A 21,554-nucleotide genomic window follows, 5' to 3' on the forward strand; every position below is an offset into this window, starting at 1 on the left:
GATTTTTATTTTTCTGTCAAACTATCTAACAATACCATTATAACATATATTTTACATTTATTTGTTAATAATATATTAAATCATCGCTTAGCCATTTATAATAAGTTGATAATATAGCCGTTGGTATAATATAATAGAAACAAGAATATTTTCCGTAATATGTTATTATAGTGTTGGTACTGACAGCTATAAAGTATTGATTAAATAACCAAGGAGTGAGTGTATGAACAATTTTTCATCAATTGATGAATATAAAAAGGCTAGCAAATCAGCTAAAGTAAGATACTATACTGATATAGCAAAAGGTAACTCTGGCCATATATTATCCTTAGATAGTATTTTGAAAAAAGTAGATATAGTAGCAGAAGTGCCACTTGGAATCAAGAGTATTCCATTAAAAAAGATACTGGGAACTTATTTTTATACAAGGAGTAGAGATTTCGCAATGAACTTTCTTCCGCTGGCTAGTGAAGACAGTGAGTTTTCTATGAAATGGCAAGCACTTTATGCACATCATATTAACGATGGAATAAGAGACCCTATTAAGATTTATGAGTATATGAATGACTTCTATGTTATGGAGGGTAATAAACGGGTAAGTGTACTAAATTATGTTGATGCTTATTCAATAGAGGGAGAGGTTACTAGACTAGTTCCTAAAAGAGATGAGCAGGATTTAAACAACATAATATACTATGAATTTTTGGAGTTTAATAATAAGACAGGGATAAATGATATTTGGTTTACAAAGGTTGGGAGATTCACAGAGCTTAGTAAGTATTTAGATGAATATGATCCAAAGCTTGACCTCTTTGCGGATAGATACCAGCATTTTTTGAAAAATGTTTATTATCCATTTAGGAACACATTTTATGAATTAGGTGGAGAAAAATTAGACATTACTACAGGAGATGCGTTATTAGAGTATATAAGAATCTATGGTATCTCAGATGAATTTAAAGAAACAAAGAGGAAATCAAGAGTTCATAAGTTTTTAGAAGAACTTAGAATACTTTTAAAAAACAATGCGGTAGATATTCAAACAGAACCTTTCGATGTTCATAAAAAAAATGTTATTACCTCATTTACAAATTTAGTCGTACCTCATAAAAAATTAAGGGTGGCTTTTGTTTTTGAAAAAACTATTCAAACATCAGGTTGGAGCTATGTTCATAATATAGGTAGAGTATATGCGCAGAAGCAATTAGAAGGTGAAGTAGAGACATTTGTAATAAATAATTTTCAAACTGATGGTGATGATTACGAGGTATTAAGAGGTTTATGTGATGAGGATTACGATATTATCTTTACTACATGTCCATCTTATCTTAATACAACTCTTAGAGCCGCTTTAAAGTATGATAATATTAAATTTTTCAACTGTTCTCCAGTAAAGGCTTATAGAAATGTAAGCACATATTTTGGGCGCTCTCATGAACCAAGGTTTTTATTGGGGCTTATTGCAGGGGCTATTACTAAAACAAACATTATAGGATATATAGATATGCATAGTGAAACTGAAATTATAACAGGAATTAATGCTTTTGCACTAGGCGTTAAAACTGTAAATCCAAATGCAAAAGTTATTATTTCATGGCTTAATGAGCCGGGTGATATGGAGCATTCTAAAGATTTAATTCAAGGCCTTAAAAAGAGTGGTGCAGATCTTATAATGCAAAATGATTTAATAGCTTTAGGCAAGGGATCAAGAGACTTTGGACTATATTCACTAAAATATAGTGAAAAAGAGGAAAAATGGGTACCTGATGTAAACTATGGTTTAATTACATGGGACTGGGGACAGTTTTACGAGAAAATACTCAGAAATATAGTGAATGGTAGTTTTAAAGGTATATTTAGTACCGAATCTAAACGTGTAAGCTTTTGGTGGGGTATGGACTCAGGTCTTGTGGATATTATATATTCAAAACATAATGTGCCAATTCAAACTCAAAAATTAGTAGATATTATAAGAGAGTTAATAATTGAAAATAGACATCATACCTTTGTTGGTCCAATTTACGACACCAAAGGTGAAGTTAGGATAAATGACGGTGACATAGGAAACTATGAGGATATGTTATATATGGATTGGTTTGTAGATAATGTAATAGGTGAAATTCCTATAACAGATTAAAACATTCAAAGAATGAGAAGGTGATTAACGTTAAGGTTTTATTAGTTTCAGATGTTGAAGATAGTTATATTTGGGATCATTTTGATCATGAAAGATTCAAAGATATTGAACTTGTAATATCATGTGGAGATTTAAAAGCAGATTATTTGGAATATATAGCTACCATGATTAATGCTCCCCTGATTTATGTTAATGGGAACCATGATACTAGGTATTTAGAAAAACCACCGGGCGGATGTATCCCTATTGATGATAAAATTTTTGTTTATAAAAACATTAGAATATTGGGCCTTGGTGGATCTATTGACTACAATAAAGGCGTTTTTCAATATTCTCAAAAGGAAATGTACAAAAGAGTTTCAAGGCTAAAATTATCGCTATGGAAGAATAAAGGATTTGATATATTAGTAACACACTCACCTGCAAAAGGTATAGGGGATGGAAAAGATGTATGTCATCAGGGATTTGAAGCATTTGTGAATGTCTTAAATAAATATTCTCCAAAATATTTTTTTTATGGCCACCAGCATTTAGATTATGGTAATGGTGCACGAAAAATGATTTATAACACAACCGTTACTATAAATGCATTTAAGTATCATATTATTGAAATTTAAAAAAGTCCATGGGCAATGGCAGCCCATGGACTTTTTGAAATTTCAATATTTTAGTTTATGTGCGTAGTGCTTATTTTCTTGCGTTTAAGGAAATTCCACTTAGTTTCGGTTGTTATAATGGCTATAAATATAGTCAAAGCTCCTAAAACCATTTTTGATGTAAATATTTCATTAAGTAGTATAACAGATAAAATAGAACCAATAACGGATTCTAAACATAGAATAATGGCAGCGTGAGTAGGGGTTGTATATTTTTGTGCCACATTTTGTATAATAAATGCAATCATTGTACTAAAGATAGCTAAGTAACCAATAGCAAATATTGCACCTGAATTTAATGCTTGTGGTATTGGTTCGTAAATCAAAGCAGCTATAATTGAGAACACTGCGGCAACACCTAACTGTATTATTACAAGGGATATAGCATCGACTTTTTCAATAAAAACACCAACAGAAACTATATGAGCTGCAAAAAACACTGCGCATATTAAGGTCAAACCGTCTCCAAGGCCAATATGTATGCCTCCATCTAAGGTTAGCATTCCTATTCCAATAAAACATAGAAAAGCAGAAACTAATGAATATGAGTCTGGTCTCTTTTTGCTAATTACCCAATAAAGGAAGGGCACAATAACTACATTTGTTCCAGTTAAAAAAGCATTTTTGCCAGCAGTTGTATATTTCATACCCACAGTTTGGGCTGCAAACCCTAAAAATAATAGAAGCCCAACCAAAGTTCCAATCTTTAACTCATTTATAGTAATGTTTTTAATTTTCTTTCTAAAAATTACGAGCATAATTATTACGGAAATACCAAATCGCATTGCCATAATATAAAAAGGGGTAACGCTATCTAAAGCACCTTTTACAGCTATAAACCCTCCACCCCACATAAGTGCAACTAATAGTAAAGACATATCTGCCAAGATACTCTTTTTTTTGTTAATATTTTTCATGGTTAGCACTCCTTTAAAATGTTAGTACTATACAATAAATAACTCTTTTTCTACACTTAAATCTATAAAGTTTGAATCAATAGATATAAGTGGTCTTGAAATATTATTTGCGTCTATTTTAATTATCTTGCCAGTTGAACCATTATTAAGGGTTACCAATTCACCAGTGTAGTAATTTAACATTTGTGTTATGAAGGTAGTGAGGTAATTATAATCAAATAAATCAATACAACTATGTTTCATGAATTCTAACACCTTAAGAGGATTTTGTTTTTTCTTATAAACTTTGTCAGAGGTCATAGCATCAAACATTTCCGTAATTCCTATAATTTTTGCAAAATCATTAATTTTATCTTCTTTTAAACCAAATGGATAGCCTGAACCATCTAAACGTTCATGATGCATAAGTACACCGAGTCCCACAGACTCATCTAAATAAGGGATAGTTCGTACAAGATCATAAGCGTAGATTGAATGCTTTTTAATTTCCTTGAATTCTGATTTTGTAAGGGCTGAAGGCTTATTTAATACATTTTGATTGACTTTTGTTTTACCTATATCATGAAGAAAAGCTGAATATGTCAAAAATGTTAATTCTTTTTTAGGGAGATTAAGCCACTTACCTAGCATAGAACTTAAAAGAGCAACGTTTACACAATGGTGTATAAGATATTCATCTAAGTTATTAGAATTTGTTATAGTTTTTAATATAGAACCATAATCATTAAGATTATCTAATATTTCTTTTGACATAGATCTTATTTCTGTTAAGTCTAGTTCTGTATTAGATTCTATGCTATTTAAAAAATTACCGATATTATTTGAAAAACGATTTAGTACAAGTTCAGTTTGAATTAAATTTTCATGTCTTGAAGTTTGTGAGCTAGGTATGTTCACTTCATCGCCATCATAAATATTTATAGTATTTGATGGATAGAATTCTAGAATTTTTTTTATCATAGAATCATTTAATGAAATTTCCTTGGTGACTAAAGTTAAACCGTTTATTATTAAATCTTCTGATAAAATCATACCTGGTTTTAATTCGTAAATGTTTATATTTTTAACTTTTGCATTCATAGAATAATCCCCCTTAAAAAATAATTCGTAGCTTTTGTTAACTTTTAAATGTGTAAGTTTATATTTAAAAGTTTAGTAATTTTATTTTACCATAGAAACAAATATTATCCTATCAATAAAGGTTAAATGATATCGTATTTTCAGAAAATAGTAAACTTCTTATTTAATTGACATTTGCAATTAATATATTTATAATTAAATCAGATCAAAATACTAAGAATTCATTAATATAAGACACGTTATAAGGGGAAAAATAAGCATATGGAAATATATTTAGATAATAGTGCAACTACAAGGCCTTATGATGAGGTTATTGATGCTGTATGTAATACTATGAAAAATTATTATGGTAATCCATCTTCTGCCCATAGTTTAGGATTTAAGGCGGAGAAAAAACTTAGGGAGACAAGAGTAAATATTGCTAAAAGCATAAATGCCAGCAGTGAGGAAATAATATTTACATCAGGAGGAAGTGAGAGCAATAATTTTCTTGTAAAGGGTTTTGCTAGGGGTACATCTCATATAATAACCACTAAAATAGAGCATCCAAGTGTAGGTAACACATTCAAGGATTTAGAAGATTTAGGAGTAAGGGTTACTTATATTGATGTAGATGAAAATGGTAGAATTAATAAAGAACAGTTAATTGATAGTATAACTAAGGATACTCAAATCGTTAGTATAATGCACGTTAATAACGAAGTTGGGGTTATTCAGGACATTGAGCTTATAGGAAAATTAATTAAAGAGAAAAGTAGTAGGGTTAAATTTCATGTAGATGCAGTACAGAGCTATGGTAAACTTAACATAGATGTGAAAAAGTCTAATATTGATTTGTTGTCTACAAGTGCGCATAAAATTCATGGGCCTCGCGGAGTTGGGTTTGCTTATATAAGGAAAGGACTCATCCCAAATAGTTTGATTAGCGGCGGAGGGCAAGAAAAAAATTTAAGATCCGGTACAGAAAATCTTGCTGGAATTGTAGGATTTGGAATAGCATCAGAGATTATGCAGAAAAATCAGCATGATAATTTCAATACTGTATTAGAATTAAAGAAATATTTTATAGAAAAACTGTTAAAGCTAGATAATGTAATAATTAATAGTAAATTAGAAGCACATTTTACACCTTATATACTGAGTGTTTCATTTATAGGTGTTAAAGGTGAAGTGCTAGTTCATGCTTTAGAAGAAAAAGGCATATATGTGTCTACAGGATCTGCATGTTCTTCAAAAAACCATAAAAGTAGTGAAGTATTAAAGTGCATCGGAAGAAGTATAGAGGAGCAAGGTGGCACTATACGCTTTAGTTTCAGCGAATACAATAGTAAAGATGAAATAGACTTTGTGATAGAAGAATTAGAGAAATCACTGGAATTTTTAAGAAAGTTTAACAGAAAATGATTTGAACAACACAAATGAGGAGTGGAAAAACATGAGAAAATTGATTTTAGTAAAATTTGCACCTGAAATATTTTTAAAGGGACTTAACAGAGGTAAATTTGAGAAAAAACTTAAAGATAATATAAAAAGCGTTTTAACAGATCTAAATTACGAATTTGTTGAGGATAGTGGAAGATGGTTTATATATTCTGACCAGATGGATATGATTATACAAAAGGTTAAAAATGTTTTTGGAGTAATGGAGGTTTGCATAGTTACAGAAGTTGAAGCAACACTTGAAAAAATTGATGAACAAGCACTTTTAGAAATTAAAGAGAGCTCTTTTAAAACATTTAAAGTAGAAACTAACAGAGCAAATAAAGATTTTAAACCAAATTCTATGGATGTAAATAGAAAAGTGGGAGCATATATATTACAAAATAATGAAGAGGTAAGTGTAGATGTACATAATCCAGAGTGCACTATAAATATAGAGATAAGAAAAATGGCATATATTTATTCTAAAAGAATAAAGGCAGTGGGTGGACTTCCTTATGGAATGAACGGCAGTACTATGCTTATGTTATCAGGAGGTATAGATTCCCCAGTGGCAGGTTATATGATGGCCAGACGGGGAGTAGAGGTGAATGCAGTTTATTATCATAGCCACCCATACACTAGTGAGAGAGCAAAGGATAAGGTAAAGCAATTAACTAATATTTTAAAAGAATATACTGGAAAACTAACACTTTACGTAGTTTCTTTCACAGAAATTCAAATGCAAATTATAGAAAAGTGCAGAGAAGATGAATTAACAATAATTATGAGACGATTTATGATGAGACTTGCTTGCGTACTTGCAGAAAAGTACAATATAAACTCAGTATCTACTGGAGAGAGTATAGGGCAAGTGGCTAGTCAAACTATGGAAGGCCTTGTGGTAAGTGACGATGTTTCAGATAGACCAGTTTTTAGACCTTTAGTGGCTATGGATAAAGTTGACATTATTGATGTTTCAAGAAAAATAGAAACCTATGAAACTTCTATTTTACCTTATGAGGATTGTTGTACAATTTTTGTTCCTAAGCATCCAAAAACAAAACCAAGGTTAGTAGAGATAATTAAGTCTGAATCAGTTTTGGATATTGATAAATTGGTTCAAAATGCTATAGAAGGAATGGAAATATACGATTAGATATATGTGGGTTAAAAAATTCACCATATGTATTAGACTATGTTAGATAATATTAATGATAAAAGAACATAAAAATGGGATTGTCATAAAAATAAGCCCATAAATGTTCCTATACAATCAAGTATTTTATGCCTAACATAGCCATGTATTAAATCTAATAAAGTGTAAATGATAATAGTGGATATATGTTTTTAAATATTATAACTGGTAACTCTAAGCTTTATGATTTTATAATACATGGTAGAGGGGTGATTAAAATGTCTAAAAATAATTCGAAAAAAAAACCAGGTCCTAAGGGCACAAAAAACAAACAACAGAAAAATAATCAAAAGGGAAATACAGTAGGTTAAAATAATCATGTTACTAAAAAATAAGCTAACAAAGTGATTTTGCATTTATGTTAGCTTATTTTTATTTACAATTATTTAATATAATTATATAATAAATATTAACTATCAATAATGTTCTAATAAGGAGAAAAAATGAAATTATATAATAAGTTTATAAGATCAGTAGGTTTAGCAGCAGCAGTTTTTATAATAATAATATTGTTTTTATCCAAGAGCATGTTGTTAGGTGATTTTTCTAAAACTTAAGAAAAAAGTATTATTAGGGATTTGGAAAGAGTTCATAATGCTATGAATATAGAAGTGGATAATATAAGTGCTTTCGTCCAAGATTATTCGATTTGGGATGAATCATATGATTTTTCAATTAATAGAGATGAAGAATACATAATTTCAACTTTGATGATTTAGAATCATATAAAAAGTTTAGAATTAATTTTATGATTTATATAGACAAGCAAGGGGAAATTATATTAAGTAATGATTTTAATTTGAATGATGATGAAAATGAGATTCTTACCGAGAAAATAGAAAGAGAAATCTTGAATAAAGTTAAGCAATTATCTAATATTAAAAACTCGGAGAGTATAAAAGGAATTACTGAAATTAATAATACACCTGCGATTCTTGTTGCGGAGCCTATAACAACTACAGATGGTAGTAAAGCATCTGGGGGTCTTATTATATCAGGAAGATACTTAGATGAAATGCAAATTTCTAGAATTTCTTCAAGTGTTATGGTTGATTTGAGTATGGAAAAGTACAATAAAAAATTAAAACTAAAAAGCGATTTAAAATGGTATTCTAATGCAGCTATTAAAAACGTTAATAAAAGGTCTGCAGTAGGTTACAAAATATTAGCGGATATTGAGGGAAATCCATATTTAGTTATTAAAATAAATGTAAATAGGGATATATATAGACAAGCCACAAAAAGTATAATCTACTTTGTTATTATCATTATTTTAATAAGTTTTAGTTTATTTGGTATAGTATTAATTTATTTAAATAAAGTGGTAGCAAAACGACTAATAAAAATGAATTCAATAGTACATAATATAAGTCGCACAAAAGACTTAACTATAAAAATGAAGACCAGTGGAAATGATGAAATAGCCTCCTTAGCTGAAGGGTTTAATAATATGTTAGAAGATCTTTCAAACTATAGTCACAAGATAGAATTAGGGCAAAATAAGTATTATTCGTTAATTTCAAATATGGTCAGTTGCTTTGCTTATAATGAAATAGTTTTTAGTGAAGAGGGAATCCCTATTGATTTTGTAATCTTAGATGGTAATAATGCTTTTTTTGAAATTATGGAACAGCAAAGAGAAAAAGTAATTGGGAGAAAAATAAGTGATTTCATGGGTGATGATAAAATAAATATAAAAATTTTCACTGATATCGCTGATGTGGCTATGTATGGAGGTAAGAAAAAAATTGACGAAGTGTATTTTGAAAATGCGAAAAAGTGGTTTGCAGCCTCAGTCTACAGTTTTGAAGAAGGTTATTTTGCGTTAATGTTTAATGAAATCACTGGAAAGAAAAAAATAGAACAGGAAAATTTGGAACTTGCAAACATTGATACGCTAACTGGTCTTGCCAACAGAAAGAAGATAATGGAAACTATAAACACAACAATAGTTAACAGAAAAAATAATGGGAGAAGATTCGCTTTGTTATTTATAGATTTAGATGATTTTAAAAAAGTTAATGATAGTTTAGGTCATGATGTAGGGGATATTTTAATTCAAAAGGTAGGTGCTCGATTTAAAAATGTTATAGCTTCTGAAGATGTAGTTGGACGTATTGGCGGGGATGAATTTATTATATTACAGGATAACATAAGTTCATCTGGAGATGCTGAAAAGTTGGCTCTCCGTATCAGAAATGTATTAAAAGAATCCTTTATATATATGGAAAGTGAGATATATACATCTGCAAGCATAGGGGTAAGTATATACCCTGACGATGGAATGAATACATCTAGCCTAATGAAAAATTTAGATATTGCCATGTATGAAGCAAAAAATAGTGGGGGTAGCTGCTATAGATTATATTCGGGGCATATGAATAAGGCAGGACTAACTAACCTTATTCTAGAGAGTAGATTATACAAAGCGCTTGAGAAAGATGAAATAACACCACCAGCGAATTTTATTCCTATGGCCGAAAACAACGGTTATATTATTGAACTGGGAGCGTGGGTACTTAGAGAAGCTTGCATGCAGTGTAGCAAATGGCGGGATACTGGACTTGAAATCTACGTTACAGTGAATATAACTTTTAAACAATTAGAGCAACGTGATTTTGTAGATATTGTTAGTAATGCTTTAAAAGAAACAAATCTGAATCCCAAACATCTTGTTTTAGAAATCACTGAAAATACGACAATGCAAAATGTTGATTTAACAATCAAAACCTTAAATAAAATAAAAGCTTTAGGTGTGAGTATTGCCTTGGATGATTTTGGAACAGGCTATTCTTCGCTAAGTTATGTGAATAGGCTTCCAGTTGATATTTTAAAAATAGATAGGTCGTTAATTATAAACATTACGGAAGGTACACAAAATATAGCAATTGTAAAAGTAATAATTGCTATGGCACAAAGCTTAAATATTAAAGTTGTGGTAGAAGGTGTGGAAGACATGGAGCAATTTACTATTCTAAGGGAATTAAATAGTTATGCTATTCAAGGATATTTAATTAGTAAACCTATTCCAGCAAATGATATTCAAAATTTAATGGAAAGAAAAATAAATTTGGAGTAGTAATAGGACCTTTTAAGGCGGACTTATAGATAAGGTTTAGATAAATAGTAACTAAAAAACACCCTAATTATTCATCATCGAATAATTAGGGTGTTTTTTAATTATTGAAACTAAGTAGATTTTGATTTGTGTTTAAAAATATTAAGTTTAATAGTGAAATATTTATCTAAAAACTTATTCACACCTTTTTTCATACAGAACTTATAAATCATGATAGTAATATAAGACCATACTCCAGCGAGAAACCAGCCACCCAAAATATCTGTTGGATAGTGAACACCTAGATAAACTCTACTAATTCCTACAAGAACTAAATAAGCAACTATAAAAACACTAATTAAATAGGCAGCTTTTTTATTTTTCATTCGTTTTAATATAAAGTAAATAAGTACTATACCTATAGCAGTAGAGATTGAAGAATGACCGCTAGGAAAACCATATCCATGAGATTCAATTAATCTTATTCCCATGGGCCTAGATCTTTTTACTATGTTTTTAAATATTAAGTTGCTAGCGCCAGTAAAGCCAATATTAAATACACAGCAAATGGCTTCCAATTTGTTATTTAGAAGATATAATATAGCAAAAACTAATAGGCTTATTAAAATTTGAAAAGTAGGGTCTGAAGATTTCGAAATAGCAATGAAAAATTCATCCAATCCCAAACTCATGGAACTCGTTAAATAATAGTGCATTTTAATTTAACCATCCTCTCTAAATTACATTGAATAATAATCTGATGAATTTAAATAAAGTCACAAGACACTCTTAATATTATATCAAAAGCTACAATTAATAGATACATATATAATATTTGGTATAAAAATTGTTAAAAATGAAATGTATATTACAATTTAATACACAGTTAAAAAAGTTTTTAAACTATATTTATTGAAAAACAATAAATATATATTGATAAATGGTTAGTATTGTAGTATTATTGAAAGTATAGAAAATATTATAGATGAAGGAGTATGAAATGAAATATTATGGGAAAATGTCTTTAGCATCGTTATTAAAAATATCATTAGATATTATGATTATCATTGGTATAGTTATTTATTTTATAATGTTAAAACAAACATTAGTGGAAAAAGGAGTAGATACTACATGGGATAGATTCATTATCACATATATATTATTTGCGGTGGGAGGAAGTTCGATTATATTAATTTTATTTAATCTTAGAAAAATAGTTTATTCTCTAATAAATGTAACACCATTTATTAGAGATAATGTAATTTATTTAAAAAGAATATCACTGCTGTGTTTTGCTATCTCATTTTGTTATGCTATAAATTTTGTTATAAATGGTCAATATAAAGACTTTAATATTGCTTACGTTGACTCTAGCGGAATACATACTGACATTGAATTTTTAATATTCTTTTTTGTTGGTTGGTTTATTCTAATTTTATCGGAGGTTTTCAAGCAAGCTATTGAAGTCAAAGAAGAAAATGAGTTTACAATATAATGGTAAACAACAAGGAGGGTTATTATGGCAATAGTCGTAAACTTAGATGTTATGATGGCGAAAAGAAAGATATCCTTGTCTGAACTATCAATCAGGGTTGGAATAACAAATGCAAATTTATCTATATTAAAGACTTGCAAAGCAAAGGCTATTAGATTTAGTACATTAGAAGCTATTTGCAGAGAACTTTGTTGCCAACCAGGTGATATTCTTGAATACAGAGAAGAATCTTAAAATTAATGGAGGGGATTTATATGGATAAGAGGTATGTTCAAGCTATTATTCTAAAGGATAATATGGTTCTTATGGCACATGGTTACAAAGGAAATAAGGAGCCTATCAATATTTTTATGATAGATGAAATTAAAGAGAATGAAAGTGCTACCAATGTAATTGAACGTGAAATTACAGATCAACTTAATGTACCTTTTAAAATTATTTTTAAACTAGATAAAGAGGTTAGTTCGGATATAGAAACTTATTTTATTAGTTTAGAGGATGAAAATAGAGATTTAGATTTTTCACTTAAAGAGAATAAAAAAACTGTAGGAAATTACTATATTGAGGGCCTTCGATGGATTAGCCTATCCGAAAGTGAACAATTTAATAAGTCTATTATAAATTACTTAATACTTTTAGTTAAGCAGTGTATAGAAAGTGAATATAATGAAGATTGCTTGGATGCAGTGGAAAAATTAGTTGTAGCTTATCCGAGTTTTAAGTATGAAGGTATGAAACTGTTAAAGAAAAAACGCATAAAAGAAATAAAAATCATAGATTCTAAAATTAAAATGAGAGAAAAAATCTGTACTATAGGGTTTGCACTTGTTTTATCAATAATTTACGAAAGATTTTTTATTGGTAACTCATTTGGTGTATCCGTTCCTATTTTTTACATTATGTTCATGGGATTTTTCTTTTGGAGCACTAGGGAAGAAACTAAATTCAAAGAAAATGTAGGATTCATTACCATTATTCCTACATTCTTAATTGCAGTAAATTATGGTGTTCATTCTAATAGTATTCTAAACTTGTTTAATGGAATTATGCTTATTTTACTTATTACAGTGAGTACAGTATTAATTAGATATGAGAATATAAAATGGGATAGTTCAAATTTAATAAGAAGTGTTATAAACAGAGGTAGTATAGCTATTTTGGAAAATGTTTGCAAGCCATTCATGTTTATAAAGCGGAATATAGTGGTGAGAAATAAAAAAGGGATAAGCTCTATAAACAAAAACATTTTAAGAGGAATACTTATTTCTATACCATTATTAGTTATTATCTTAGTGTTATTAACATCCTCAGATATGGTATTCAAGCGCTATGTAACTAATTTTTCAAGTATATTTGAGAATATAAGTATAGGGGAAATTATAAACCGTTCGGTAATTATAATCATAGCTTTTACAATTATTTTTTCATATATATGGAGTTTTAAATATAGTTATTATGAGAGTACAAATAAAAACACGATGATGAAGTGGGAGCCAGTTACTATGTTAACAATTATTTTTATGATTAATGTAGTATATCTATTATTTTCAATAATACAGTTTTCCTATCTTTATGGGGGGGCAAATAACTTTATTGCTGGTGATCTCACATACTCTGAATATGCAAGAAAAGGTTTCTTTGAGCTTGTGGCTGTAACAATAATTAATTTTACTATATTGATTAGTACTATGAAATTTATTAAAAAAGATAATAAGACAGTAAATACAATATGCAATATATTTTTAACCACGCTTGTAGCATTCACTCTAAACATGTTATTTTCAGCTCATTATAAAATGTCACTATATGAACAAACCTTTGGATTTACTTATTTAAGAATTTTTGTTCATTTATTTATGCTTATGTTATTTATTTTATTTATAGTAGCTCTAATTGGAATTTGGAATAGGGAAATGTCACTTAATAAAATTCTAATAGTAATTGTTTTGAGTATGTTTGTAATATTAAACTACATTAATGTAGACAAAATCATAGCAAAAGAGAATATAGATATATATTATAAAACCCAAAAGATTGATGTGCAATATTTAAGGGATTTATCCTACGACGCTATTCCAGAGATATTAAAGCTAAAAGATGATCCTAACGCTTCTATTGCTAGAGGGATTAACAGTTATTTAGATGAAGTGAAGAAAGATTTAGCAGAAGAGAATTCCTGGTATGAATTTAACTATTCTAAATATAAAGCTAGAAAAATATTGGATCAAAATTAAATTAATAATTACAGTATTAGAGGGGATGTAAGATGAAACAAAAAACAAGACTGAACTTATTAGGGGTTGTGTCTGCTATAATGGGGGTGATATTTTTAATAACAACATCTATATATTTATACGTGAATAAACCCTATACTGAAATCATCAATTTGAATTGGTCTATTAGTTTACCCGAACCATGTAAAGAAATTTATTCAACAGACAGTGGATCGAGTTTTAATGGTGATGGAGAAAGATATAGCATATTTGAATATGAAAATATAGAGGATGTCAACCTATCTTTAAAATGGGATAATAATGAAAATGAAGTTGTAGATTTAGCAATAATGAAAGTTCTACAATCAGAAATAATGGGATTTATTAAAGTTCTAAGTATTCCATTAGATAACATGCCAAACTTTAAAAGTCAATATAGATATTTTAGAAAGTGGAAAAGTGATTCTTCAAAATTATATTTAATATTTGTTCCTGATACAAAACTACTTTATGTAATTGAACACTTTCAGTAATTGAACATATGCGGAGGAGACAACATGGAGAAAAACATTAGATTTGAAATAATAGCTAAAGATAGGCTCGGAATAACTGTAATAATATTAGAAGAAATTTATAAGGCAAAAATAAACCTCCACTCTGTAGAAGTGTTTCCTAAAAAAATATACGTTAAGATACAAAATATGGATGACAACGACAAAGAAACATTAAAAAGCAACCTTTGTGCAATAGAAGATGTTGTTATGGTTAATGAAATCAACTTACTTAATTATGAGGAAAATGAAAGAAAACTTTTGGCTATTCTAGATTCAGTAGATGAGGGGATAATGGTTATAAATAGAAAATTTGAAATAGATATATTCAATAACTATTGTGAGAAAGTATTTCATTGTAAAAAAGAGGATGCTATAGGTACAGATATTAGACAATTAATAGGTGGGGATGCCCCAGCTGTTAACCTTATAAATAGTGGTATAAAATATGATAACGTAGAAGTTAATATAAAAACAGAAAGAGGAGAAATACATTACCTAACTACAGGCAGACCGGTTATAGATGATAACAATATTACCATAGGGGCAGTTGCGTCTATTAAGGATATGCATAAGGCTATAGAGCTTGCAAATGTTATTTCTGGAACTACTGAAGGTGCATTTAAAGAAATTATAGGAAGTAGCAGTAAGATTGAGATGGTAAAAAAAACAGTTGAAACTGTAGCTAAGAGCGATTCTACTTTACTATTTAGAGGAGAAAGTGGAACGGGTAAAGAGCTATTTGCAAAGGCAACTCAGAGATTAAGTAAAAGAAAAAACAAACCTTTTATAACTATAAGTTGTGCTGCTATTCCAGACAATTTAATAGAAAGTGAACTTTTTGGATATGAAAAGGGTAGCTTTACAGGGGCAATGAATAGCGGAAAAGAAGGGATTTTTAAAGAGGCTGACGGTGGAACTTTGTTTTTAGATGAAATAGGCGAATTATCTATGGTCTTACAGGCGAAGCTTTTAAGAGTTCTTCAAGAAGGAGTTATTAGAAAGATTGGTAGTACAAAAGAAGAAAAGGTAGATGTAAGAATAATGGCGGCTACAAATAGGAATCTAGAAGAGATGATCCAGCATGGAAAATTCAGAGAAGATTTATATTATAGATTGAATGTTATTCCAATAATTATTCCTCCACTTAGAGAAAGACTTTCGGATATTTCATCTTTAGTTAATCTATTCATTCTTAAATTCAATAGAAAATTAAATAAGGAAATAAAGGGAGCAGAACTTTCGTTTATAAATAAATTGCTTAAGTATAATTGGCCAGGTAATATAAGAGAATTGCAAAACGTAATTGAGAGGGCTATGAATTTGTGTGATGGGCAATTTATAACCTTACAGAATCATATTATAGATATAGGGATAGTAAGTAATGATCATATTAAGATTGATTTGCATGAGAATAAATCTTTAAAGCTTAAAGAAGTGGTGGAGATTTGTGAAAAAAAGGCTATAGTAACAGCCCTTGCAAAGAATCAAAGTTTGAGAAAAACGGCAAAGGATTTAGGGGTTTCGCACACTACTATTATAAATAAAATAAAGAAATATAAGCTGCATGATTGCTAGTTATGATTAAAATTGTAAATAATACTTTCCATATGGAAAGTATTATTTACAATTTTTATTCGTTAATGGTTATAAAAAATTCCAGCCTATTATATAGTGGGTAATTATAGTAGTGTAGTACCAAATGGCACCATAATTGCTTATGTATTTATTATGAGAACTAATAAATCTAGGGGGAGTTAAAATGGATAGAGAACATTTACGTAATAGTGGATTTGCAACTAAAGCAATACATGGTGGAAATAAAAAGGATCAATATGGTTCGCTAGCTACTCCAATACATCAAACAGCTACTTTTGTTTTTGATACTGCGGAGCAAGGTGGAAAGAGATTTGCAGGAGAAGAAGAGGGTTATATTTACACAAGACTCGGAAATCCTACTAATACCATTTTAGAAGAAAAATTAGCAATGCTTGAAGGTGGAGAAGCATGTATGTCTATGGCATCGGGCATAGGAGCTATATCATCAACTATGTGGACTGCTTTAAAGGCAGGAGATCATGTGGTTTGCGCCCAAACTATTTATGGCTGTACTCATGCATTTTTGGCTCATGGGATATCAAGATATGGTGTTGAAGTTACGTTTGTTGATGTATCAAATGTAGAAAATGTTAGAAACGCTATGAAAGAAAATACAAGGGTTATTTTCTTAGAAACACCCGCAAACCCAACACTACTTATAACGGATATTGAAGAGATATCAAAAATTGCCCACGCTCGAGAAAACTGTATAGTTATAGTGGACAATACTTTTAGTACTCCTTACATACAAAGACCGTTAGAACTAGGTGCAGATGTTGTAGTGCACTCTGGAACTAAATTCATAAATGGACATGGTGACGTAATTTCTGGCTTTGCTATTGGATCTAAAGCATTTATAGATCAAGTTAGATTATTTGGTGTTAAGGATATGACAGGATCTAATTTAAGTCCTTTTGATGCATTTTTGATTATAAGAGGAATGAAAACACTAGAATTAAGAATGGAAAGGCATTGTAAAAATGCAATGGTTGTAGCTGAGTTTTTAGAGACTCATCCAGCGGTAGAAAAAGTATATTACCCAGGACTTAAAAGTTTTTCACAATATGAATTAGGAAGGAAGCAAATGAGTCTTCCAGGTGGAATTATTGCTTTCGAAATAAAGGGTGGAATTGAAGAAGGTAAAAAGGTTTTAAATTCCATGGAACTTTGCAGTATAGCTGTTAGTTTAGGAGATGCTGAGACGTTAATTGAACACCCTGCTTCAATGACTCATTCACCATATTCTATTGAAGAAAGATTAGAAGCTGGTATAACGGATGGTCTAATAAGATTGGCAGTAGGTCTTGAAAATGTTGAAGATATTATTCGTGATTTGGATCAGGCTCTTAATCTAATTAGATAAACTTCTTGACATAAAAATAACAAAGTGTTATTCTTAAGTTGAAAAATTTAATAAATCCTTCAGGGTAGGTTTAATTCCTAACCGGCGGTATAGCCCGCGAGCCGAAAGGTAGATCTGGTATAATTCCAGAGCCGACAGTAAAGTCTGGATGAGAGAAGGAGAATAATAACGAAAGATATAAGATGTTTTATTTATCAACTATTAAGATAGTTATGAAATTAATTTTATATTTTAATAATGAATATATTTAGTAGGCATCACTGTAGGTGATTATTTAGCTAGATATGTAATTAGATTATTAAGCCCTGAAAACATTGTTTTCAGGGCTTTTATTAATTTTTATGAGTTTATTTTATAAAAATTATACATACTAAGATATGAAATACTAATTTAGACTTACACTACAATTATGGAACTAGGGGTGATAAATTGGACAATTATTATATGAAAAGGGCACTTGAATTATCTGAAAAAGCTGTGGGATTTGTGAATCCTAATCCTTTAGTAGGTGCTGTTATTGTAAAAGATAATAGAATAATTGGAGAAGGCTATCATGAATATTTTGGTGGGCCGCATGCAGAAGTAAATGCTTTTAAAAATTCCGACTACGACGTAGAAGGTGCAACAATGTATGTAACTTTAGAACCTTGCTCTCACTATGGGAAAACGCCGCCTTGTGCAGAGGCTATAGTGCGAAATAAAATAGCTAAGGTCGTAGTTGGAATGGTAGACCCTAACCCACAGGTTTCAGGGCGTGGAATAGAAATTCTTAGAAGTAATGGGATAGATGTAATTGTAGGCATATTGGACAAGGAAATAAGACAAACAAATGAAATATTTATAAAATATATAACCCAGAAAAAACCTTTTTGCATTATGAAGACTGCAATGACAATAGACGGTAAAATATCAACATATACTGGTGATTCAAAGTGGATAAGTAATGAAAAATCTAGATCATATGTGCATGAATTAAGGCAAAAGGTGACTGGAATCATGGTGGGAATCGGAACTGTGATTGCGGATGACCCAGCACTTACTACTAGAAGACAAGATAAAACAAGTAAAAACCCTATAAGAATAGTTATTGATAGCAAAGCAAGAATATCCTTAGAATCAAAAGTATTAAAGTGTGATGATAAAACAAGAACTATTATAGCAACAACAGAATTTGCACATGATAATAAAATTGAAGCTATTAAAGAAATGGGCGCTGAAGTTATTGTCACAAAGGGTAAAAATGGCTGGGTGAATTTAGATGAATTGATGAGAGTACTAGGTGATATGGGAATAGATAGTATTCTTTTAGAAGGAGGTAGCACTTTAAATTATTCCGCACTACAAGAAGGTATAGTAGATAAAGTTATTACGTTTATTTCTCCTAAAATATTTGGTGGAACTGCTTTAAAAACTCCAGTAGGAGGGCAGGGAATAGAGCATGTAAGTGACTGTTTTGTGCTTCGTGATGCTGAGGTAACTAGATTTGACGAAGACATTATGATAGAGGCTTACGTTACTAACATTTAGAGATAACAATAAATTGAAAATGTTGGATATGCATCGTAAATGGAAAGGATGTGAATATATGTTTACAGGCTTAATTGAGGAAATTGGTGAGGTCAAATTAATAGAAAAAGGAACAAAGTCAGCTAGAATTACCATAAAAGCAGAAACTATTCTAAAAGATACAAAGGTAGGGGATAGCATCTGCGTAAACGGTGTATGTCTTACGGTAACAGAATTCAATAAAAATAGCTTTAGTGTAGATGTGATGGCAGAGACGATAAGAAACAGTAATCTAGGTAAATTAAAAACAGGTTCTAGGGTGAATTTAGAGAGAGCTTTAAGGCTTTCTGATAGACTAGGTGGTCATATGGTAAGTGGACATATTGATGGAATAGGAACCGTTATAGACACTCGTAAAGAAGAAAACGCCACATGGGTATCCATAGGAACTTCAGTAGATATATTAAAATATATTGTACATAAAGGCTCAATAACAATTGATGGCATTAGTTTAACGGTAGCATTTGTGGATGATGAAAAGTTTAAAGTATCCATTATACCTCATACAAAGGACGAAACAACGTTAGTAATTAAAAGCATAGGTGATGAGGTTAATTTGGAAAGTGATATGCTGGCAAAGTATGTTGAGAAATTGTTAAAGCATGGCAATGCAACAAATGATAAGAAACCTATTAGTGTAGATTTTCTACGAGATAATGGATTTGCATAAATTTTCGTTACAGTACGGAGATTTAATAAAAAAAATTAAGGGGTGTAAGTATGTTTAAATTTAATACTATTGAGGAAGCACTAGAAGATGTTAAGAATGGAAAAATGATTGTGGTGGTAGATGACGAGGATAGAGAAAATGAAGGTGATATAATCATAGCGGCAGAAAAAACTACAGCCGAAAACATAAATTTTATGGCAAAGCATGCCCGTGGACTTATATGCATGCCTATAGTTAAAGAAAGATTAGAAAAGCTAAATATAAAGCAAATGGTTGAAAACAATACAGACGCTCATGGAACAGCCTTTACTGTGTCTATTGATGCTATAACGACTACTACAGGAATATCTGCGGAAGAAAGAGCAACTACTATATTAAAGGTACTAGATGATAAAGCTACGGCAAAAGATTTTAATAGACCTGGACACGTATTTCCACTAGCTGCAAAAGAAGGTGGGGTATTAAAAAGAGCAGGCCATACTGAAGCAGCAGTTGATGTAGCAAGGCTTGCTGGATTATATCCCGCAGGTGTTATTTGCGAAATCATGAATGAAGATGGATCAATGGCCAGGGTTCCACAGCTTATGGATTATGTTAAAGTACATAATTTAAAGATAATTACTATAGTGGATTTAATTGCTTACAGAAGACGAACTGAATGCCTAGTTGAAATGGTTACAGAAGCTAAAATGCCAACTAGATATGGTGAGTTTAAAATTTATGGATTTGAAAATAAAATAAATGGAGAACACCATGTAGCACTCGTCAAAGGGGAAATAAATAGTGATGAGCCTGTACTTGTAAGGGTTCATTCTGAGTGTCTTACTGGAGACGCGTTAGGTTCGAGTAGATGTGATTGCGGGGAACAATATGATGCAGCGATGAAAGCAATAGAGAAGGAGGGAAGCGGAATTCTGGTTTACATGAGACAAGAAGGACGTGGAATAGGGTTGATTAATAAGCTAAAGGCTTATAGTCTTCAAGATAGTGGGATGGATACTGCGGAAGCAAATATAGCTTTAGGTTTCCCAGTAGATATGAGAGACTATGGTATAGGAGCTCAGATATTGGAACTTCTAGGCGCTAAGAAGATAAGAATGATGACTAATAATCCTAAAAAAATCACTGGAGTTTCAGGTTATGGTATTGAAATAGTTGAAAGAGTAGCTATAGAGATGAATCATAATGAAAGAAACAAGTTTTATCTAGAAACTAAAAAGAATAAAATGGGACACTTACTTCACTTAAAATAATCTAGACGTTATTTTATTTAATGGAATACGTAAAAGTTAAAAAACAATAAATAAATAGGAGGAAAAGAAATGAAAATATATGAGGGTAAATTAATAGCAGAAGGTTTAAAATTTGGAATAATAGTTGCAAGGTTTAATGAATTTATAGGTGGGAAATTATTATCAGGGGCACTAGATGGATTAAAACGTCATGGAGTGGAAGAAGAGGATGTTGAAATTGCATGGGTGCCTGGCGCATTTGAGATGCCGCTAATTGCGAAAAAGATGGCTAAATCTGGTAAGTACAATGGCGTAATATGTTTAGGCGCAGTTATAAGGGGTGCTACACCACATTTTGAGTATGTATCTGGTGAAGTTACTAAAGGGATTGCATCTGTAA

General features: G+C 30.4%; 18 protein-coding genes, 1 pseudogene and 1 riboswitch. Of the genes and pseudogenes, 16 read left to right on the forward strand and 3 right to left on the reverse strand.

Annotated features, from left to right (window positions below; all coding sequences use genetic code 11):
- Nucleotides 1–223 precede the first annotated feature (223 nt).
- Both ACJAX4_RS05530 and ACJAX4_RS05535 read left to right on the forward strand, forming a co-directional pair.
- The gene (locus ACJAX4_RS05530; protein ID WP_435788457.1) at nucleotides 224–2,137 is read left to right on the forward strand and encodes a BMP family ABC transporter substrate-binding protein; all 1,914 of its coding nucleotides are present in this window, start codon (nucleotides 224–226) and stop codon (nucleotides 2,135–2,137) included.
- A gap of 20 nt (nucleotides 2,138–2,157) precedes the next feature.
- Entirely contained in the window at nucleotides 2,158–2,754 is a 597-nt protein-coding gene (locus tag ACJAX4_RS05535) for a metallophosphoesterase family protein (protein WP_435788458.1), read from the forward strand.
- Nucleotides 2,755–2,804: 50 nt separating this feature from the next.
- On the opposite strand, the gene ACJAX4_RS05540 is transcribed toward ACJAX4_RS05535, so the two are convergent.
- Complete coding sequence (locus ACJAX4_RS05540; RefSeq protein WP_435788459.1) at nucleotides 2,805–3,710, reverse strand: DMT family transporter; 906 nt, start codon at nucleotides 3,708–3,710, stop codon at nucleotides 2,805–2,807.
- 27 nt (nucleotides 3,711–3,737) lie between these two features.
- Nucleotides 3,738–4,790: an HD-GYP domain-containing protein gene (locus ACJAX4_RS05545; RefSeq protein ID WP_435788460.1), complete on the reverse strand. Its 1,053-nt coding sequence runs from the start codon at nucleotides 4,788–4,790 to the stop codon at nucleotides 3,738–3,740.
- A 261-nt stretch (nucleotides 4,791–5,051) separates the two neighbouring features.
- Here ACJAX4_RS05545 and ACJAX4_RS05550 point away from each other — a divergent pair, with 261 nt between their 5' ends.
- The 4 genes and pseudogenes from ACJAX4_RS05550 (at nucleotide 5,052) to ACJAX4_RS05565 (ending at nucleotide 10,486) form a co-directional block, all read left to right on the forward strand.
- Complete coding sequence (locus ACJAX4_RS05550; protein WP_435788461.1) at nucleotides 5,052–6,194, forward strand: cysteine desulfurase family protein; 1,143 nt, start codon at nucleotides 5,052–5,054, stop codon at nucleotides 6,192–6,194.
- 31 nt (nucleotides 6,195–6,225) lie between these two features.
- Complete coding sequence (gene thiI, locus ACJAX4_RS05555; protein WP_435788462.1) at nucleotides 6,226–7,368, forward strand: tRNA uracil 4-sulfurtransferase ThiI; 1,143 nt, start codon at nucleotides 6,226–6,228, stop codon at nucleotides 7,366–7,368.
- Between the two features lie 638 nt (nucleotides 7,369–8,006).
- Nucleotides 8,007–8,863 (forward strand): annotated as a pseudogene (locus tag ACJAX4_RS05560) (CHASE4 domain-containing protein); the annotation flags it as partial.
- Between the two features lie 372 nt (nucleotides 8,864–9,235).
- The gene (locus tag ACJAX4_RS05565) at nucleotides 9,236–10,486 is read left to right on the forward strand and encodes a putative bifunctional diguanylate cyclase/phosphodiesterase (RefSeq protein WP_435788474.1); all 1,251 of its coding nucleotides are present in this window, start codon (nucleotides 9,236–9,238) and stop codon (nucleotides 10,484–10,486) included.
- A gap of 110 nt (nucleotides 10,487–10,596) precedes the next feature.
- Here ACJAX4_RS05565 and ACJAX4_RS05570 read toward each other — a convergent pair whose 3' ends face one another.
- Entirely contained in the window at nucleotides 10,597–11,145 is a 549-nt protein-coding gene (locus ACJAX4_RS05570; RefSeq protein ID WP_435788463.1) for a phosphatase PAP2 family protein, read from the reverse strand.
- Nucleotides 11,146–11,465: 320 nt separating this feature from the next.
- Between ACJAX4_RS05570 and ACJAX4_RS05575 the strand changes: the two genes are divergently transcribed.
- The 10 genes from ACJAX4_RS05575 to ribH all read left to right on the forward strand — a co-directional run.
- Nucleotides 11,466–11,960: a DUF2975 domain-containing protein gene (locus ACJAX4_RS05575; RefSeq protein ID WP_435788464.1), complete on the forward strand. Its 495-nt coding sequence runs from the start codon at nucleotides 11,466–11,468 to the stop codon at nucleotides 11,958–11,960.
- A gap of 24 nt (nucleotides 11,961–11,984) precedes the next feature.
- Nucleotides 11,985–12,194, forward strand: a complete 210-nt coding sequence (locus ACJAX4_RS05580; RefSeq protein ID WP_435788465.1) for a helix-turn-helix domain-containing protein — start codon at nucleotides 11,985–11,987, stop codon at nucleotides 12,192–12,194.
- Nucleotides 12,195–12,214: 20 nt separating this feature from the next.
- Complete coding sequence (locus ACJAX4_RS05585) at nucleotides 12,215–14,194, forward strand: DUF4153 domain-containing protein (RefSeq protein ID WP_435788466.1); 1,980 nt, start codon at nucleotides 12,215–12,217, stop codon at nucleotides 14,192–14,194.
- 32 nt (nucleotides 14,195–14,226) lie between these two features.
- A complete protein-coding gene (locus ACJAX4_RS05590) occupies nucleotides 14,227–14,706 on the forward strand; it encodes a hypothetical protein (RefSeq protein WP_435788467.1) in 480 nt (159 codons plus the stop codon).
- A 24-nt stretch (nucleotides 14,707–14,730) separates the two neighbouring features.
- A complete protein-coding gene (locus ACJAX4_RS05595) occupies nucleotides 14,731–16,302 on the forward strand; it encodes a sigma 54-interacting transcriptional regulator (RefSeq protein WP_435788468.1) in 1,572 nt (523 codons plus the stop codon).
- 184 nt (nucleotides 16,303–16,486) lie between these two features.
- Nucleotides 16,487–17,686 carry a methionine gamma-lyase gene (gene megL, locus ACJAX4_RS05600; protein ID WP_435788469.1) on the forward strand — a complete coding sequence of 400 codons (1,200 nt, stop codon included), beginning with the start codon at nucleotides 16,487–16,489 and terminating at the stop codon, nucleotides 17,684–17,686.
- A gap of 51 nt (nucleotides 17,687–17,737) precedes the next feature.
- Nucleotides 17,738–17,850, forward strand: a riboswitch (FMN riboswitch).
- A 265-nt stretch (nucleotides 17,851–18,115) separates the two neighbouring features.
- Nucleotides 18,116–19,213 (forward strand): bifunctional diaminohydroxyphosphoribosylaminopyrimidine deaminase/5-amino-6-(5-phosphoribosylamino)uracil reductase RibD, encoded by a 1,098-nt coding sequence (gene ribD / locus ACJAX4_RS05605; RefSeq protein WP_435788470.1) that lies wholly within the window; start codon nucleotides 18,116–18,118, stop codon nucleotides 19,211–19,213.
- A gap of 58 nt (nucleotides 19,214–19,271) precedes the next feature.
- Complete coding sequence (gene ribE / locus ACJAX4_RS05610) at nucleotides 19,272–19,922, forward strand: riboflavin synthase (protein ID WP_435788471.1); 651 nt, start codon at nucleotides 19,272–19,274, stop codon at nucleotides 19,920–19,922.
- Nucleotides 19,923–19,972: 50 nt separating this feature from the next.
- The gene (locus tag ACJAX4_RS05615; protein WP_435788472.1) at nucleotides 19,973–21,175 is read left to right on the forward strand and encodes a bifunctional 3,4-dihydroxy-2-butanone-4-phosphate synthase/GTP cyclohydrolase II; all 1,203 of its coding nucleotides are present in this window, start codon (nucleotides 19,973–19,975) and stop codon (nucleotides 21,173–21,175) included.
- Between the two features lie 69 nt (nucleotides 21,176–21,244).
- Nucleotides 21,245–21,554: 6,7-dimethyl-8-ribityllumazine synthase (ribH, locus tag ACJAX4_RS05620; protein ID WP_435788473.1), on the forward strand; the 310-nt coding region annotated here is incomplete at its 3' end.

This window comes from Clostridium sp., from assembly GCF_051278035.1.
Classification (GTDB): Bacteria; Bacillota; Clostridia; order Clostridiales; family Clostridiaceae; genus Clostridium_AD.